The organism is Arthrobacter alkaliphilus (assembly GCF_021483235.1).
GTDB lineage: Bacteria > Actinomycetota > Actinomycetes > Actinomycetales > Micrococcaceae > Arthrobacter > Arthrobacter alkaliphilus.
Genome location: NZ_JAKEEC010000015.1, coordinates 70,053 through 87,192 on the forward strand (window position 1 = coordinate 70,053; position 17,140 = coordinate 87,192).

The 17,140-nt window shown below is 63.8% G+C and carries 17 protein-coding genes, 1 tRNA gene and 1 other RNA gene; 10 read left to right on the forward strand and 9 right to left on the reverse strand.

The genetic code is table 11. From position 1 onward, the window contains the following. The first annotated feature begins 15 nt into the window (after positions 1–15). Entirely contained in the window at positions 16–1,278 is a 1,263-nt protein-coding gene (locus tag L0B83_RS11955) for a glycosyltransferase 87 family protein (RefSeq protein WP_268820850.1), read from the forward strand. On the opposite strand, the gene mptB is transcribed toward L0B83_RS11955, so the two are convergent. Further along, positions 1,262–2,887 (reverse strand): polyprenol phosphomannose-dependent alpha 1,6 mannosyltransferase MptB, encoded by a 1,626-nt coding sequence (gene mptB, locus L0B83_RS11960; protein WP_234758673.1) that lies wholly within the window; start codon positions 2,885–2,887, stop codon positions 1,262–1,264. The genes L0B83_RS11955 and mptB overlap by 17 nt on opposite strands. A 151-nt stretch (positions 2,888–3,038) precedes the next feature. Between mptB and orn the strand changes: the two genes are divergently transcribed. The 4 genes from orn to L0B83_RS11980 all read left to right on the forward strand — a co-directional run bounded on the left by orn (position 3,039) and on the right by L0B83_RS11980 (position 5,413). After that, on the forward strand, positions 3,039–3,665 hold the full coding sequence (gene orn, locus L0B83_RS11965; RefSeq protein WP_308193986.1) for an oligoribonuclease: 627 nt from the start codon (positions 3,039–3,041) through the stop codon (positions 3,663–3,665). Positions 3,666–3,794: 129 nt separating this feature from the next. After that, positions 3,795–3,867 (forward strand) — tRNA-His (locus tag L0B83_RS11970). Positions 3,868–3,991: 124 nt separating this feature from the next. Next, complete coding sequence (gene def, locus L0B83_RS11975) at positions 3,992–4,564, forward strand: peptide deformylase (protein WP_234758674.1); 573 nt, start codon at positions 3,992–3,994, stop codon at positions 4,562–4,564. 3 nt (positions 4,565–4,567) lie between these two features. Continuing rightward, entirely contained in the window at positions 4,568–5,413 is an 846-nt protein-coding gene (locus L0B83_RS11980; protein WP_234758675.1) for an acyltransferase domain-containing protein, read from the forward strand. A gap of 42 nt (positions 5,414–5,455) precedes the next feature. Here L0B83_RS11980 and L0B83_RS11985 read toward each other — a convergent pair whose 3' ends face one another. From L0B83_RS11985 to rnpB, 4 genes are all read right to left on the reverse strand, one after another. Continuing rightward, entirely contained in the window at positions 5,456–6,253 is a 798-nt protein-coding gene (locus L0B83_RS11985) for an HNH endonuclease family protein (protein ID WP_234758676.1), read from the reverse strand. A gap of 121 nt (positions 6,254–6,374) precedes the next feature. Beyond that, positions 6,375–6,584: a hypothetical protein gene (locus L0B83_RS11990; protein WP_234758677.1), complete on the reverse strand. Its 210-nt coding sequence runs from the start codon at positions 6,582–6,584 to the stop codon at positions 6,375–6,377. An 85-nt stretch (positions 6,585–6,669) separates the two neighbouring features. Further along, positions 6,670–8,166, reverse strand: a complete 1,497-nt coding sequence (locus L0B83_RS11995) for a glyceraldehyde-3-phosphate dehydrogenase (protein ID WP_308193987.1) — start codon at positions 8,164–8,166, stop codon at positions 6,670–6,672. A 245-nt stretch (positions 8,167–8,411) separates the two neighbouring features. Then, positions 8,412–8,802: RNase P RNA component class A (rnpB, locus tag L0B83_RS12000), an RNA gene on the reverse strand. Positions 8,803–8,860: 58 nt separating this feature from the next. Between rnpB and L0B83_RS12005 the strand changes: the two genes are divergently transcribed. Then, positions 8,861–9,631, forward strand: coding sequence for a YaaA family protein (locus L0B83_RS12005; RefSeq protein WP_234758679.1), 771 nt, complete (start codon positions 8,861–8,863; stop codon positions 9,629–9,631). Here L0B83_RS12005 and L0B83_RS12010 read toward each other — a convergent pair. After that, positions 9,628–10,365 (reverse strand): zinc ribbon domain-containing protein, encoded by a 738-nt coding sequence (locus tag L0B83_RS12010; protein ID WP_234758680.1) that lies wholly within the window; start codon positions 10,363–10,365, stop codon positions 9,628–9,630. The genes L0B83_RS12005 and L0B83_RS12010 overlap by 4 nt on opposite strands. A 129-nt stretch (positions 10,366–10,494) precedes the next feature. Continuing rightward, complete coding sequence (locus tag L0B83_RS12015; RefSeq protein WP_234758681.1) at positions 10,495–11,406, reverse strand: Nif3-like dinuclear metal center hexameric protein; 912 nt, start codon at positions 11,404–11,406, stop codon at positions 10,495–10,497. A gap of 146 nt (positions 11,407–11,552) precedes the next feature. Here L0B83_RS12015 and msrA point away from each other — a divergent pair, with 146 nt between their 5' ends. The 3 genes from msrA to epsC all read left to right on the forward strand — a co-directional run bounded on the left by msrA (position 11,553) and on the right by epsC (position 13,723). Next, complete coding sequence (gene msrA / locus L0B83_RS12020; RefSeq protein ID WP_234758682.1) at positions 11,553–12,077, forward strand: peptide-methionine (S)-S-oxide reductase MsrA; 525 nt, start codon at positions 11,553–11,555, stop codon at positions 12,075–12,077. A gap of 75 nt (positions 12,078–12,152) precedes the next feature. Next, positions 12,153–13,088: a cysteine synthase A gene (gene cysK / locus L0B83_RS12025; RefSeq protein ID WP_234758683.1), complete on the forward strand. Its 936-nt coding sequence runs from the start codon at positions 12,153–12,155 to the stop codon at positions 13,086–13,088. A 50-nt stretch (positions 13,089–13,138) separates the two neighbouring features. Further along, on the forward strand, positions 13,139–13,723 hold the full coding sequence (gene epsC, locus L0B83_RS12030; RefSeq protein ID WP_234758684.1) for a serine O-acetyltransferase EpsC: 585 nt from the start codon (positions 13,139–13,141) through the stop codon (positions 13,721–13,723). Here the strand turns inward: epsC and L0B83_RS12035 are convergent. Together L0B83_RS12035 and gnd are read right to left on the reverse strand one after the other, a co-directional pair. Then, positions 13,720–14,553 (reverse strand): oxidoreductase, encoded by an 834-nt coding sequence (locus L0B83_RS12035; RefSeq protein ID WP_234758685.1) that lies wholly within the window; start codon positions 14,551–14,553, stop codon positions 13,720–13,722. The genes epsC and L0B83_RS12035 overlap by 4 nt on opposite strands. A gap of 162 nt (positions 14,554–14,715) precedes the next feature. Then, complete coding sequence (gnd, locus tag L0B83_RS12040) at positions 14,716–16,152, reverse strand: NADP-dependent phosphogluconate dehydrogenase (protein ID WP_234758686.1); 1,437 nt, start codon at positions 16,150–16,152, stop codon at positions 14,716–14,718. A gap of 233 nt (positions 16,153–16,385) precedes the next feature. On the opposite strand from gnd, the gene L0B83_RS12045 reads away from it, so the two are divergent. Beyond that, the gene (locus L0B83_RS12045) at positions 16,386–17,114 is read left to right on the forward strand and encodes a FadR/GntR family transcriptional regulator (protein ID WP_234758687.1); all 729 of its coding nucleotides are present in this window, start codon (positions 16,386–16,388) and stop codon (positions 17,112–17,114) included. Positions 17,115–17,140: the final 26 nt, after the last annotated feature.

Sequence of the window (17,140 nt, forward strand, 5' to 3'; positions counted from 1 at the left end):
CGATTCTTTGACGGGCTGGCCCGCGTGCGCGACCGCGCCCTGCCGCCTGCCGCAGTCGCCTGGTTCGGCCGCCCGTCCAGCGTTTGGTGGGGTTTCGCCGCGGTCCATGTGTACTTCCTCGGCTGGATGGCAAGTTTCTTCCTATCTGGGAACACATTCAGCGACACCGAGCAGTACCGCCAGTGGGCGATGAGCGGCTACAACCCCGCAGATCTCCACGGAATGATCAGCCCTTGGGTTTACCCGGTCCTCGCCCAGATCCCGATTTTCCTGGCCAACATCGCCGGCCCGGGTCCCTACCTGCTGGTGTGGACCTTGATCATCACTGCGCTCAATGCCGCCGGTTTGTTCATCCTGACCCGCGGCCCGCGCAGGACAGCGGGCATCGCCCCTGCTTGGTGGTGGCTGTTTTTCACCGTTTTCATGGGCTACCTCAGCTTTGCGCGGGTGGAGGGCATCACGGCGCCCATCGTGTTGGTCGCGCTGCTGTACGCGGCCACCAGGCCTGTGGCGGCCGGCATCCTGCTCAGCATCGCCACGTGGATCAAAGTCTGGCCGGCCGCCGTGCTGGTGCCCATCGTCATCGCGAGCCACCGGAGGCTGCGGATTATCGCGTGCGGTGCCGCAGTAACTGCCGCCGTGGCGCTTGGCACCTTCCTTTCGGGAGGCCTGCCGCACATCCTCGACTTTTTGACCAACCAGGGTGAGCGCGGCATGCAACTCGAAGCCACGTTCTCAACACCTTGGGTCTGGTTGAGCGTGTTCAATATCGGCGGATCGAAAATCGCCGATAACGTGGCGATCAATTCCACCGAGGTGTATGGCCCCGGAGCCAGCGTGGCCGCGTTCATGATGCAGCCGCTCCTGGTGCTTGCCGCCGTCGCGGGCTCTGCCCTTTTGCTGTGGGCGCTTCGGCGGGGTGCCGAACCGGAGGAGTTGTTCCTCGAGGGCGGCCTCATGATGACCACGGCGTTCATCGTGTTCAACAAGGTGGGTTCGCCGCAATTCATCATCTGGGTGGCGCCGGTGGTCATCGCAGGGCTGACCCACGATTGGAAGCGTTGGCGCGTCCCCGCCGCCCTCCTCATGGGGATCGCGATGACGACGTTTGTGATCTACCCGCTGTTCTATACCCCGTTGATCCATGCCAACCCCGTGATGGCGGCGGTGCTCACCACACGGAACGTGCTTCTGGTTGTACTGCTCTGGTGGTCGGTGCAGCGGACCGTGGAACTGGGCCGCAAGTCGCGAGCAAGAACCGCTATTCGGAGCGCCTGAGCCGCTGCTCAAGCCGTCGGAGCAATTGCACAGGGCTGGAGCGGATGAGCAATCGTCGCGTATGAACGTCCAGCACCATCAGGTAAACGGTGAATCCCACGGCCACCAAGAAGGCCAGGGAGGACACTTTGACGTTCAGTTCCACGAAGGACAGCACCGAAATCTGGTCCTGCGCGCCGAAGGCCACGAAAAAGGTGACGGCGACGTAAAGCGACTTGATCTGCCAGTCGTCCCTGATCCCTGTGACCGCAAGCAGCGGGATGAACCACAGGATGTACCACGGCTGGATAATCGGTGAAAGCATCACGACGGCGGCAAACGCCAAGGCCGCACGACGCACCAGCCGTGAATAATCGCCGCGGAACATCAGGAGAAGCACCAACCCGATTCCGGCCCACTTCATGAGGGTCCTGAGCCCGGTGGCCACACTGGAGCCCGGGAGACCCAGGAGGTTGGCGATCACCTCGACCTGCTGGCCGAGGAACCCCGAGGGCGAATACCCCGTGTAACCCGGGGTCGGATCCAGGATGGCCCAGACCCAGCCAAAGCCAAGGTTGTAAGGAATTCCGCTCACTGCCAAGACCACGAAGCTGATGGCCGCGGTCGCACCCCAGAACAGGAACTTCCGGGCCCAACCCGCAGCCGGACCTGCCCACATGAGGCCGATGAAAGGCAAGAGAAGAACGGTGATCGGCTTGATGCCGATGGAAGCGGTCACCAGCAGAAGTCCGGTGATATGGCGACCGGTGGCCGCAAAGTACATTCCGGCCACCGCCAGGCCCACCATGAGGGCATCGTTGTGGGCGCTGGCGACGAAACTGATGAGGAAAAGAGGGTTGGCCACAGCGATCCACAGCGCACGGCCGGGATTGATGCCGTGCAATTCGGCGAGCCTGGGAACGTACACCACACAAAGCAGCGCACCCACGGTGGCAAGCACGCGAAAGAGCAAGACGGAGAAATCGGGCTGGGCGTCGGTAATGCCCACCACCCACCGTGCGAGCCACAGGAAATAGGGTCCGTACGGGGTCTTGGCTTCAGCCCAGGCAGGATCGGCGCCGAGGGAAAACCAGTTACTGAGCGAGGAAATGCCCGCCGTGTAGGGGTTCTGGCCTTCCATCACCAGCCTGCCCTGGCCCGTGTAGGCGTACACGTCGCGCGAATAGATGGGCACGGCAAACATGAGGGGCGCCGCCCACGCCGCAACAGCCACAACCACGGACCTGAGCGAACCTGCGCCCCAGTCCTTGAGCCTTTGGCCTAGCCTCAACCATGACCTGACCAGGAGCATGGCTCCCGCCGTCAGGAGGATCGTGGAGGTTGTCACGCCCCACCCTTCGGTGCGCAGGGCGATGACAAGGGGGTGCCGGAACATGGGCGAACCGTTGGCTATCCAGCCGGCTCCGATCGAGCCGACAAAGATCATGAGGGATCCGAAAAAGCCTTGCCAGATTGCCACGTAGGCTTTGATCTGGCCGGAGGTGCCGGCGTCGGCGCGTGGGGCTGTCGCGGGGTAGAGAGCTGCGGCCGCCTTCTCCGACGGCACCGCGGGTTCCTTTGCCTCATCCTGGCTGTTTGAGGTGCCCACGCCCGCTCCGCCTGCCGTCATGATATTCCAGTCCCTACGTACATTGGTCCAGCTCATCGATGCAGGCAACAACCGCTCGACAACGGCCCAGTTTACCAGCCGAGGTGCGGCACGGGGATGGAACGGAGCGTCTCGACACCCTTCCCGTGCGCCTGAAAGGTAGGCTGGTCGGGTGCCTATTACTAATGAACGCATCGTCTGGATCGACTGTGAGATGACCGGTCTCGATTTGGTGAACGACGCCCTGATCGAGGTCGCCGCCTTGGTCACGGATTCGGAGCTGAACATCCTGGGCGAGGGCGTCGACGTCGTCATCAAACCCGAAGACGCCGCGCTTGAACAGATGAACGACTTTGTCCGCGACATGCACACCCGCTCGAAACTTTTGGACGAGCTCCCGCATGGCAAGACCATGGCTGAAGCCGAGGCGATGGTCATGGAATACATCGAGAAGTGGGTCCCCGATCCCAAGAAGGCACCGCTGGGCGGCAACTCGGTCGGAACCGACCGGATGTTCCTTGCACGGGACATGCCCAACATCGTTGAACACCTCCACTACCGGGTGATCGACGTGAGCACCATCAAGGAACTCTCGCGCCGGTGGTTCCCCCGCGCGTATTTCCAGTCGCCCGCCAAACACGGCGGCCACCGCGCCCTCGGCGACATCAGGGACTCCATCGACGAACTGCGCTATTACCGCGAAGCGGTGTTCGTTCCGGCTCCGGGTCCTGATACCGCTACCGCGCAGAAGATCTCCAAGCTGATCGCGGCCCGTCCGGAGACCCCCCAAATCGGGTGATCTGGGGCACCTTTTCGGGAAATTTCGGCCAAACGGTGAAAAGTGGCAAAACCAGACCCTTGGACGGGGTATAGTTTTTGTCGTTGCCTTCGCAGCTGACGGATGATTCCACAGCGCAAAAGGCTCATGGTGGGCGTAGCTCAGTTGGCAGAGCGCCTGGTTGTGGTCCAGGAGGTCGCGGGTTCAACCCCCGTCGCTCACCCTCATGAGATTGGTAGCAGTTTATCGATCGCAGCCAAAGGCCGTACTGGTTATCCAGTGCGGCCTTTGCTTTGTTCCGGCCGATTTGGGCCATTCCAAACACGAGAACCAGAGGAACACCTGACATGACGGTCCTGCCAGTCACGATCTGGGGCGAACCCGTGCTCCACCGCCGGGCGAGCGAGGTGGAAGTGTTCGACGACGAGCTGCGCACCTTGATTGCCGACATGTTCGAAACGAACGAGGCCGCGAACGGCGTCGGGCTGGCCGCACCCCAGGTGGGGGTCGGCAAGCGGATCTTCGTCTTCAAATACCCGAACGACGATGACGCTCCGGACGAAGGCGTCCTGGTGAACCCGGTCTTGACCCTCTCAAAGATTCCCGGCTCCCTCCCCGATCCCGCGGAAGACGTGGAAGGCTGCCTGTCCTTCCCCGGGGAGCACTACCCCCTGCAAAGGGCCGAGTGGGCCCGCGTGCAGGGCTTCGACGGCCACGGCCGGCCGGTGGATTTCGTCGCGACCGGTTGGTTCGCGAGGGTCATGCAGCACGAATTCGACCACCTTGACGGCAAGCTCTACGTGAACCGTTTGGTAGACCGCTATGCCAAGAAGGCCATGAAGCAGGCTAAAAAGAACGGCTGGGGAGTGCCCGGCCTGAGCTGGATGCCCGGAGTCGACCCCGACCCCTTCGGACACTGAGCGATGACCGGTGCCGCCCTGGACGAATTGTTCAAGCTTCTCGACATCCAGGGGGAAGATGCTTTGGAGTGCGCCTCGCTGCTGCGGTCGGCACCTGGTGACGCCACCCGACGGGCCATGGCCAGCCTTGAGGCCCGCCTTGGCGTCTTTCCGGGCACTCCTGCCGCCGCCGACGGCTGCATGGAACCCGATTGGATCGAGGCGCTCCTGCGCTTTGCCCCGGTAGTGCACGAATACCATCTGTCCCTTGGCATCCCCGCGGAATCTTCGGCCGCCATCCTCGCCGATGTGGGACTGCACCTTCGCATCAACCGAAGGGTCCATGGACGCTTCGGCCTGGACACGTGGGACTGGCTGACCCTCCACATGGCCGGAAACATTTTCAGGATCGGCCGCTTGCAATTCCACCTTGTCCGCGACGACGAAGGCTCCGCCCCAAGCGACTCCTGGGTGCTGGGTGTGCATATCCCCGAGGGCAGTGGCCTCTCCCCCGCCCTAGTGGACGCGAGCTTCGGGCAGGCCAGGGAGTTCTTCGGCAAATACTTCCCCGACAAGGCGGTATCCGTAGCGAGGTGCGAGTCCTGGATGCTGGATCCCTACCTCGCCAAGAAACTGCCGGACAGCAACATCGCCGCCTTTGCCAAGCGATTCACCCTGGACCGATGCTCGGACGCTCCGGGCGACGCCGTCTACTTCACCTTCCGGAAGCGGGGCATGGACAACCTTGACCGCCTCCCCCGCGAGACCTCGCTTCAACGGGTGGTGCTGGAAAGGATCGACGACGGCGGGGTCTGGCAACTCGGACACGGCCACCTGGTGCTTCCTCCAGCGCGGAGTACCCAGGCCTGACCTTGCCGGGTCGGCGCTCTCCGCCGGCTACATCTCCACCGGCTACATCGCCCTGATGGTCCGTTGGCCGGGGCACGAGTCCAATACGCGCTTCATGGCGTCTTTCTCAGCCTGGGTGACCCACAGCCGGTACGCGGCTTTGACGGAAACCTGCCGGGCCACGTAGTGGCACCGAAAGCCCTTGTTGGCAGGGAGCCAGCTGGCGGCGTCGCTCGCGCCCTTCTTCACATTGGCGGGACCGTCGACAGCAATCAGGTTCAGGGGGTCGTTGGCGAGGTTTTCGCGCTGCTTCGCAGTGAGTTGCTGGGCGCCCTTCTGCCAAGCGTCCCCGAGAGCCACCACATGGTCGATCTGCACGGCCGAGCTGCTCTCGGAGCCCCTGCGGAAATGGATGTCCCCGCCGGTGTACGGCTCGCGCAGTTCCCCTGACGCGATCCTGCATTTCGAACCCACCATGAACTCGGCCGCCGCAAGGTCCCGCCTCAGGATGTCGTTCCTGGTATCGCAGCCGTTGCGGTCGACGTCGAGCCACGCTTGGCCGAATTCATTGCGGTCGTAATCGTCCTTGGCGGCGCGACCCTTCACCGGAAGTGCCTCGAGGGCCGCAATCGCCGGACCGGCGGGGACCTGCTGGACAGCTTCCACCGGCTTCATCCACGCCGGGTCGAAGACGGGAGCTTCCGTGGGCCCATTGACCGCGGCCTGGCCGACCGAGAACTGGCCGTCGGTGAAGAACCAGCCGATTCCCGCAAGGCCACCGGCGATCATGAGAATCACCAGCACCCAGGCCTGCCGGGACTGGCGGCGGGCGCGTCGATAGGCGTCCCACGTGGTGCTCAAGGGATTGCGTCCTTTCGGGGAGGAGTACGTCCCTTGAGACTAGATCAGGGCGCGGACAACCGACGTCGATATCCACAGTGTGGAGGACGGGTCCGGATGTGGGCACAGCCCCGTCCGCGGCTCACTGCTCCCGGGTGACACGCTTCAGGTCTTCGGCCGCCAACTCCACAAGCGCCCCTAATTGCAGGACCCGGTCCTCGGCGATATCACCCGCTGCATGGGCCGCCTTGGCTTGCTCGAACAGGCGCTCGGCCTCCTTGAGGTTGGCGCGGGCGACGTCCAGCGCGTGTTCCAGAGTTGTTTCATGATCCAGAATCTTTTCGCTTTCCATGCGTCCATTCTGGTCAGGTTTCCCGGCTGATACCAGCGCATCAGCCGGGAAACCCTTGTGTCTTTCCTGACCCGGGCCAGAGCGGCTAGAGGATGGCAGGCTCCAGCGTTGCCTTCGGTTCAAGGTTCACTGGGACGCCGCGTGCCGGGAACGACGGCGGGTTCACGCCGGCCATTTCCTCCATGACACGAACTACCTGGCAGGAGTAGCCGAATTCGTTGTCGTACCAGACGTACACCACGAGGTTCTTGTCATTGGAGATAGTGGCCAGACCGTCCACGATGCCAGCGCGGCGGGAGCCGACGAAGTCCGTGGAAACCACCTCGGGCGAGTCGATGAAGTCGATCTGCTTGCGCAAGTCGGAGTGCAGGGACATTTCGCGAAGGTAGTTGTTGACTTCGTCCTTCGTGGTGCCCTTCTCAAGGTTCAGGTTCAAGATGGCCATCGACACGTCCGGCGTGGGGACGCGGATCGCGTTGCCGGTCAGCTTGCCCTGCAGTTCCGGAAGGGCCTTCGCCACTGCCTTGGCTGCACCGGTTTCGGTGATGACCATGTTCAGGGCGGCCGAGCGGCCGCGGCGGTCTCCCTTGTGGAAGTTGTCGATCAGGTTCTGGTCGTTCGTGAACGAGTGCACGGTTTCCACGTGGCCGTGGATGACGCCGAACTTGTCGTTCAGTGCCTTGAGCACGGGAGTGATGGCGTTGGTCGTGCAGGAAGCCGCGGTGACGATCTTGTCCGTGTCCTCGATGGAGGAGTGGTTGATGCCGTGGACGATGTTCTTCAGCTCGCCCTTGCCCGGAGCCGTGAGCAGCACCCGTGCCACACCCTTGCTCTGAAGGTGCTGGGACAGGCCCTCGGCGTCGCGCCAGCGGCCCGTGTTGTCAACCACGAGGGCATCCTTGATGCCGTAGGCCGTGTAGTCGACCGTCGCGGGGTTGTCGGAGTAGATGACCTGGATCTGGACGCCGTTGGCCGTGATGGTGTTGGCGGCCTCATCCACGCGGATGGTGCCCTCAAAGGAGCCGTGCACCGAGTCGCGGCGCAGCAGGCTGGCGCGCTTGACGAGGTCGTTCTCGGCGCCCTTGCGGACCACGATTGCACGCAGGCGCAGGCCGTGGCCGCCGCCTGCCTTTTCGATCAGGAGGCGGGCCAGCAGGCGGCCGATGCGGCCGAAGCCGTAGAGCACGACGTCGGTGCTGGTCCGGTCATCCGCGCCGCGGCGCCCGACCACCTCGGCAAGTTCGGCGCGAAGGAAGTCTTCCAAGGGCGTTCCCAGGGCCTCGGCCTTGTACTTTTCGTTCAGGCGGGCAATGTCGATCGCGGCAGCCCCGAGGTCAAGCTGGGCGAGGGTGTTCAACAGCGGCGCGGTTTCTTCGAGCAGGAGTTCGTCCTTGCTCATGCGCCGCGCGAAACGGTGCGCTTTCAGGATGTTCATCGACGACTTGTTGATGAGGCTGCGCCCGTGGATGCTGGTCACCACGTTGTTCTCACGGTACAGCCGGCCGATCACCGGGATCATGGCCTCGGCCAACGCTTCGCGGCCCATCCATGTATCAAGACAAGAATCTGATGACTGGCTCACAGAACTACCTTCCTAGGGTCAGCTACATACGTCCTCGTACGTAGATGGCGGCCGCCCGGGGGAATCCTGCGGCACTGGCATCGGCGGGACTTCGGTCTGCCCGGACGCCTCGAACGCTGCAAAGAAAAACCGCCGGCTGCGAACGCAGAGCCGGCGGTGGAACTACAACGTTCAGTGTCCATTCTAAGGTCTGGCACAGGACCACTTGGCAGCCGGACTGCGTGAAATCACTCACATCGCGCTGGTGGATGGGACAGCCGATACGCCGGGTTCTGTTCTCCCGAACCGTTACCGGTACGGGAGCGACGGCCATCCATCTACGAGCGCCGTTGCCGACGCCCTCCAGCGGCCTACCCGGGCACTCGGGCGGGCAGCCCTCAATCGTGCCCTGTCTGGCCTTGCTCCGGGTGGGGTTTACCTAGCCTTTCCGGTCACCCGGAAAGCTGGTGGTCTCTTACACCGCCGTTTCACCCTTACCTGCCGCCGCTTGCGCGGGCGCAAACGGGGGCGGGCGGTCTGTTTTCTGTGGCACTGGCCTGCGGGTTACCCCGAGTGGGTGTTACCCACCACCCTGCCCTGCGGAGCCCGGACGTTCCTCGAGCCACTTGCGTGACGCGCGGCCGTCTGGCTGTCCCATCCGCCCTACAGTCTACCGGCGCATCGAGCCGCCTCCGGTCACCGGTAATATCAACTGGTGCTGATTCTGTTGCCGCCCTCCGAAGGCAAGACCCCCGCAGAGAAGGGCTCCGCCGTCGAATGGGAGTCCCTGAGTTTTCCGGATCTCAACAGCTACAGGGCCAAAGTGCTCGACGCGCTGGGCCTGGCCAGCGCACACGAGGATGCCCTCGCCTTGCTTGGCGTCGGCGCATCGCTGCGTGCCGACGTCGAACGCAATACCCGGCTCCATGCCGAACCCGCGGCCCCTGCCCACCAGGTGTATTCGGGTGTTCTCTATGACGCGCTTGGCTACAAGACCCTCACGCCCGCACACCGCCGCAAGGCGGTGGAATCGATCCTCGTGGTGTCCGCGCTGTGGGGTGCCATCGGCTTCGGCGACCGCGTGCCCGCCTACCGCTTGTCCATGGGAACGGCACTGCCCGACGTCGGACGCCTCGCCTCGTTCTGGAAGCCGCAACTCACGCGGGCCCTCGCCTCCAGGGTGGAGGGCGAACTGCTGGTTGATTGCCGTTCAAGCACCTACGCCGCGGCGTGGACCCCGCCGCCGGCGCAGACAGTCTCCGTCAACGTCTTATCCGAGTCCAACGGCAAACGTACGGTGGTGAGCCACTTCGCCAAGCACACCCGCGGCGAACTGGCCCGGCACTTGTTGACCCGCCGGGGCAAGGCTCCGGAGACGCCCCAGCAGCTACTCAAGGCCGCTTCGGAGATATGGACGGCGGAGTTGACGGAGGCCACGGCACGCAAGCCGCACACCCTCAGCATCATCCTCCCGGGGACCGCTTAGTTCCACTCGGCGGAGCGCACCAGGATGCAGCCGGAGTCGGGGCAGAACACGATCTCGTCCTCGGCGGCGGCCTTCACTTCAGCAAGGTCGCCGGGGCTGAGTGTCATTCCGGAGCCCTCAGACTTCCCGTGGAACAACCGGGCGGCCCCCACGCCGCGCTTGGCAAGGGTTTTTTCGTAAATGGCCAGCATCCCGGCGTCGAGCCCTTCCGCGAAGCGGGTCCTCTGTGCCCGTACTTCCGTCTCTTCGGACACAACCTCGGCGATTGCGGCGTCCAGCTCGGCACGGATCCCGGAGAAGGACCCTTGGATGTCGTCGACGATCTGCTGCTGGGCCGCTTGGCGCTCCCTGAGGCCGTCAAGGCGTTCGAGGATCTCCAGCTCTACATCTTCAAGGTCCGAACGGCGTTTGTTCAGCGACGCGATGTCGCTTTGCAGCGCGACGAGGTCCTTGGAAAGTCCGGTGCCGCTGTTCAACCTGGCTTCGTCCCGCTCAATGCGGCTGACCACCTGTTCGACATCCGCTTCCGACCTGCGCAGTTCGGCTTCGGCGTCGTGGACGGCAAGTTTCGCGGCTGCGAGAGCCCCGTTGGCCACATTGAGTGCGTCCTGGAGATCTTGGATGCGGGGGTCGGTCTCGAGCGTGCGACGGCGGTTCGCCAAGGATTTGAGCTTCGCATCCAACCCCTGCAGGTCGAGCAATTTCAACTGTTCCGCCGGTGCTGCCTTAGCCACGCTTACCTCCGCTTGATCGTGCCGGAGTTGATGTTCAGCCCCAGCCAGGCCTTGGGCCTGATTATCACGACTCTAGCGCCTAGGGCGCCCTCCTGCCTCGCAAAGGCCGCCCGCGGGCGTACGCAAGGCTTAGCCGGGAGTCAGAATGAAGTCCCATGGATCGCTGTTGGTTGAAGCCACCCGGATCTCGACGTCGTGCCCCTGGTCCGCGAGCACGTTGCCGAGCGCTTCGGCCGCGGCGGGCAGCCACAGCCACTCGCTCGCGAAGTGCGATACGTCAATGAGGTACGGCCGGCCGTCTATCGCCGCTTCGCGGGCTTCGGAGGCCGGGTGGTGCCGCATATCCGCGGTGACATAGATGTCCGCCTGGCTGGCCCGGACCGCGTCGAAAAGGCTGTCTCCGGCGCCGCCGCAAACGGCCACCCGGCGCACGAGCCCGTCCTTGTCCCCGGCGACCCGCACCCCTCCGGCCACTGAGGGCAGGATCTCGAACACCCGCGCCGCGAAATCTCCCAAGGTCATGACGTCCGGCAGGTCGCCGACCCGGCCGATCCCCTCTTCCGGCAGTCCGTGAGCCGCAGGTGCCAGCGGGACAACGTTGTCCAGCCCGAACGCGTCGGCGAGGACGTCGGAAACGCCTCCGACGGCGGAGTCCCCGTTCGTGTGCACGGTCAGCAGGCCGGTACCTGACTCAATGAGCCGATGGACGGCGAGGCCTTTGGCGCTCGTGGCAGCAACGGAGTTGACGCCCTTGAGCAGCAAAGGGTGGTGCGTGACGAGGAGCTCGGCACCCCACTCAATGGCCTCTTCGATGGCGGCGAGGGTCGGGTCCACGGCGAACATGACCTTGGTGACGGTGGCGGCCGGCCGTCCGACCACCAGTCCTACCTCGTCCCATTCCTCTGCGAGCGATTCCGGCCAGAGCTCCTCCACTGCCAACAGGACCTGACCGAGCGTTGGGGTACCGGGCGTATTGGCCCCATTATCTTCCGGCTCTTCGCCGGGCCTTGAGTCTGCAACCGAGGTGTTCACAGCTTCCATGCATTACATTCTTGCGCATCCGGCGGCCAAGTCACGCTTGCGTCCAGCGGACTGTTCGAGATTGTTGCCGCCGGCGGGGCCTGCTCCGTCATAGTCACGTAAGGTTGTGCGGGAATCATCCAGGGCTCCCGGCCATTGAAGAGATCATGAAAACTTTTGTACTTGGCGGAGGCTGCTTCTGGTGCCTCGACGCTGTCTACCAGAAGACCAAGGGCGTCAGTTCGGTGGTTTCCGGCTATACGGGCGGGCACATCCGCAACCCCGATTATTACGATGTCTGCTCCGGAATGACGGGCCACGCGGAGGTGGTGGCCGTGACTTTCGACGAAGACATCATTCCGGCGGACATCATTCTCGACATGTTCTTCGCCCTGCACGATCCGACCACCCTGAACCGCCAGGGCTATGACGTCGGAACCCAGTACCGTTCGTCGATGTTCTATACCACCACCGAAGAAAAGATCCTCTTCGAGGAAGCCATCGCGAGGAACCAGGCACTGTGGTCCAAGCCGATTGTGACCGAGGTGAGCAGGCTGCCGGAATTCTACGAAGCTGAAACCGTCCACCAGAACTACTACGCCAAATTCCCCGAGCAAGGCTATTGCCAGGTCATCATCAACCCCAAGCTCGCCAAGGCCCGGAAATATTACTCTTCGTGGCTCCGCGCGTAGCAGCGTGTAGCACCGCTCGTTAGGCTGACCCCAGCAATAGCTATTTCAGCGAATTCAGAGAATAGGCATGATTACATGGCACGGATTTACGACGACGTCACCCAGCTGATCGGCGGAACCCCCCTGGTCCGCTTGAACAGGCTAACCGAAGGCTTGGACGCCACGGTTGCCGTGAAGCTGGAGTTCTACAACCCCGCCAACAGCGTCAAGGACCGCATCGGCGTGGCCATCATCGACGCCGCCGAGAAGTCCGGTGCGCTGAAGCCGGGCGGAACCATCGTCGAGGGAACGTCCGGCAACACGGGCATTGCGTTGGCGCTGGTCGGCGCGGCGCGCGGTTACAAAGTCATCCTGACCATGCCGGAGACCATGTCCACCGAGCGCCGCGTCATGCTGCGCGCCTACGGTGCCGAGATCGTCCTTACGCCGGGTTCCGAAGGCATGCGCGGCGCTGTCGAAAAGGCGCAGGAAATCGTCGCCAACACTGAGAACTCCATCTGGGCACAGCAGTTCGCCAACGAGGCGAACCCGGCCATCCACCGTTCCACCACCGCGGAGGAAATCTGGTCGGACACCGAAGGCGGCGTGGACATCTTCGTCGGCGGCGTCGGCACCGGCGGAACCATCACCGGCGTCGGGCAGGTCCTGAAGGAGCGCAAGCCCGAAATCCAGGTCGTGGCAGTCGAGCCCAAGGACTCCCCCATCCTCAACGGCGGCACGCCCGGCCCGCACAAGATCCAGGGCCTCGGCGCGAACTTCGTTCCGGAAATCCTCGACACCAACGTCTACGACGAGGTCCTCGACGCAACCCTCGAAGACTCGGTGGCTACCGCGCGTGCCCTCGGCACCAAGGAAGGCATCCTGGGCGGCATCTCCGCCGGCGCGGCCGTCTGGGGCGCACTGGAGCTCGCGAAGCGTCCGGAGAACAAGGACAAGCTCATCGTGGCGATCGTTCCGGACTTCGGCGAACGTTACATCTCCACTGTGCTTTTTGACGACATCCGCGGCTGATTGCGGACTGCGCGCAACCGCTTTCTTTCATTTCCTGTAGAAAGGTCTTTGTGAGCTTCGTCGCAAGACTTATTGAGGACCTCGAGGCCGCCCGGTCACATGACCCGGCGGCCCGAGGCTCCTTTGAGAACTTTTTTGCCTATTCCGGCCTGCATGCGATCTGGGCGCACCGGCTGACGCACAAATTGTGGCAAAACCCCGGGCTGCGCTTTCCGGCACGGCTCATTTCCCAGCTTGCCCGGTTCCTGACCGGCATTGAGATCCACCCCGGCGCGACCATCGGCCGCAGGTTCTTCATCGACCACGGCATGGGTGTGGTGATCGGTGAGACCGCCGAAATCGGCGAAGATGTCATGATCTACCACGGCGTGACGCTGGGTGGCCGCTCCTTGGCCAAGGTCAAGCGCCACCCCACCATCGGAGACCGCGTGACCATCGGAGCCGGCGCGAAGGTCCTTGGCCCCATCACCATCGGTGCGGACAGCGCCATCGGCGCCAATGCCGTGGTGGTCAAGGACGCACCGCCCGAGTCGATCATCACCGGCATTCCCGCAACATGGCGGCACCGTGACGCGAAGAGCGAAACCAAACCCGCCGTCGACCCCGCCGAGTACTACATCGAGTACCGGATCTAGCCGGAAAACCGCTTGTAGACGTTCCAGAAAACCTTGTCGAAGGCACGGTCGGGAAGCACCCTCCGCAAGGCCAAGATGGTCCACGCTCCCCTGCCGACCGGGTACCGCGTCCTGGGCCTCCGCGACGTTGCCGCGTGCACGATAGCGCCCGCAACGGTGCGCGGGTGCGTCGACAACGCAGTTCCCGACGTCGACGCCAAGGCCGCCGCCACGATCCCGGCCTGCTCGCGATATGGTCCTTGCCCCGAGACGGCCAGCAAGCTCTCCCCGGCAATGGTTCCCCATTCCGTGTCCGTGCCTGCGGGCTCGATGATTGCCACGTCGATGCCGTGCGGCTTCAGTTCGAGCCGCAAGGAGTCGCTGAGGCCCTCGACGGCGAATTTTGTCGCGTGGTACCAGGCGCCCAGGGGTTCATACATTTTGCCGCCGATCGAGGACACGTTGATCACCCGGCCGGAAGCTGCGGCACGCATCACGGGAATCACCAACTGGGACATCCGGGCAAGGCCGAAGACGTTGACCTCGAACTGGCGCCGTCCCTCGTCGATGGGAACCTCTTCCAAGGAACCGTAGGAGCCGTATCCGGCGTTGTTGACGAGCACGTCGATCCGTCCCTGTTCGGCGAGGATGAGATCCACGGCGGCCTTCATCGAGTCGTCTTCGGTGACATCGAGGGACAACACCTTGATTCCGTGGGCTTTGAGCGGCTCCATCTTTTCGACGCGCCTCGCCCCCGCGTACACAACCATCCCCGCCTTGCTGAGTTTGATGGCGGCTTCGAAACCGATTCCGGTTGACGCACCTGTGACAAATGCGACGCGTTGCGGCATGGACTCTCCTTGTGTGGGGGTCGGTGTTTCCTTGGGAACGTACCAACGGCAAAGGCCGGCGCCTCCACAGTAACGTGGAAGCGCCGGCCTTCGAGTATCAGAGTGGGGCAGCAGGGTCCCTGCGTGGCGACGCAGTCGACACGAAAGGGCCTGCTCCAATCTTTAGTGGGTGTCGACCGCCGAGATCTCGGACTTGTCTTCGCCCCACAGCGTGTGGAAGGTGCCCTCGGCGTCAACGCGGCCGTAGGTGTGCGCACCGAAGAGGTCGCGCTGTCCCTGGATGACAGCCGCAGCGAGCCGCTTACGGCGCAGGCCGTCGTAGTAGGCAAGCGAGGAGGAGAACACCGGAACCGGGATGCCCAGCTGGACAGCCGTTGCCACGACGCGGCGCCAGGCCGGAAGCGCGCCGGCGATCGCCTTGGTGAAGGCCGGAGCGAACAGGAGGTTGGCCGGCTTCTCCTCGGCAGCGTAGGCCTTGGTGATTTCCTTGAGGAGCTCGGCGCGGATGATGCAGCCGCCGCGCCACAGCGAGGCGATTTCATCGAGCTTGAGGTCCCAGCCGTATTCCTTGGCGGCGGAGGTCAGCATGTCCAGGCCCTGGGCGTAGGAGACCAGCTTGGAGGCGTAGAGTGCCTGGCGGACGTCCTCGACGAAGTTCTCGGGGATCTCGACGGCGATTTCCTCGCCAGCGAGCAGCTCCTGTCCGAGCTTGCGCTGTTCCGCCTGGGAAGACAGGGCGCGTGCGAAGACGGACTCCGCAATGCCCGAAACCGGGGAACCGAGCTCGAGGGCGGAAATGACCGTCCAGCGGCCGGTGCCCTTCTGGCCGGCGGCGTCCACGACGACGTCGACGAACGGCTTGCCGGTCTTGGCGTCGACGTGACCCAGGACCTCCGCGGAGATTTCGATCAGGAAGGACGCCAGTTCGCCCTTGTTCCATTCGGCGAAGATCTTGGACTGCGCGGCCGGCTCGATCCCAGCGCCGGAGCGGAGGAGATCAAAAGCTTCGCCGATGACCTGCATGTCTGCGTATTCGATGCCGTTGTGGACCATCTTGACGAAGTGTCCGGCGCCGTCCGTGCCGATCCACGCGCAGCAGGGCTGGCCATCTACCTTGGCCGAGATCTTTTCGAGCAGCGGACCCAAGGCGTCGTAGGACTCCTTGGAACCGCCGGGCATGATGGAGGGGCCGTTGAGGGCGCCCTCTTCGCCGCCGGAGACGCCGACGCCCACGAAGTGCAGGTCCTTCTCGGCCAGCGCGGCTTCGCGGCGGCGGGTGTCCTCGTAGTGCGAGTTGCCGGCGTCGATCACAATATCGCCGGGCTCAAGCAAGGGAACGAGCTGGTCGATGACGGCGTCAACCGGCTTGCCGGCCTTCACCATGATCAGGACTCGGCGAGGCTTCTCGAGGGAGTCCACGAGTTCCTGGAGGGTTTCCGTGCGGATGAAGTCGCCGTCCGAACCGTGCTTGGCCAGCAAGGCGTCGGTCTTTTCGACGGAGCGGTTGTGGAGGGCAACGGTGAAGCCGTTGCGGGCCAGGTTGCGGGCCAGATTGGCGCCCATCACCGCGAGGCCGGTGACACCGATGTGTGCTGACATCAAAACTCCAATTCATTCTTGTGCATCGAGTCCTGCTTAGAGCGAGGAAACGCTTTCTTGAGCAGTAGCTGGAATAAACCATACGTATTCGGACCACGTCTGGGAAAGTTGCGCCCACGTTTTGGAAACGTCCGCGTCACAAAAGAGTCTATGTTGCGAGCTTGGACCATGGGGAGTTCTGCGGCGCCCTGGCTTCCGCTGCCGGAGCCGTCAACGCCACTATGCTTACGACTATGTCAACCAGCCTCCACTATCGCGCCGTCGAGCACCTGGGAACCCGGATCGTCGGCGGCAAGCTCCCCGCTGGCCACGTCATGTTGGCCGAGCACCTTGAGGAGGAGCTCAAAGTGTCGCGGTCGGTAGTGCGCGAGGCCGTCAGGGTGCTGCAGTCCTTGGGACTGGTGGAAACCATCAAGCGGGTTGGCATCCGGGTCCTCCCCGCGCACCGCTGGAACCCCTTCGATCCGCTTGTCATCCGCTGGCGGCTGGCCGGAGAAGGCCGCGGCGCGCAGTTGCGCTCGCTCGCCGAACTCCGTTCCGCCGTCGAGCCCGTAGCCGCGGAACTCGCCGCCGAAAACGCGCCGGAAGCCCTGCGCAGCGAACTGGTGGAGATCTCGCTGGCCATGCGTGAAGCGGGCCGCGCAGGCGACATGCCCACCTTCCTGGACCTCGACATCCGCTTTCATGCCCTGGTGCTCTCCGGTTCCGGCAATGAAATGTTCGCGAATCTGATCGGCCAGGTCGCAGAGACACTCACCGGCCGGACCGTCCATGGCCTCATGCCCGAGCATCCGAAGGAAGCGGCGCTGCAATGGCACCTGGAGGTAGCCCAAGGCATCCGGGACAGGGACGGCAATTTGGCCCGCGAGGCTTCCTCCAACATCATGCGGGAGACCATCGCGGACCTGTCCCCAGGCTGGGAAGGCCAGCCACGGGTATTCGTTCCAGTCGAGCGGCGCTGAGGGCTGGCCAGCAGCGCCGCTCGACT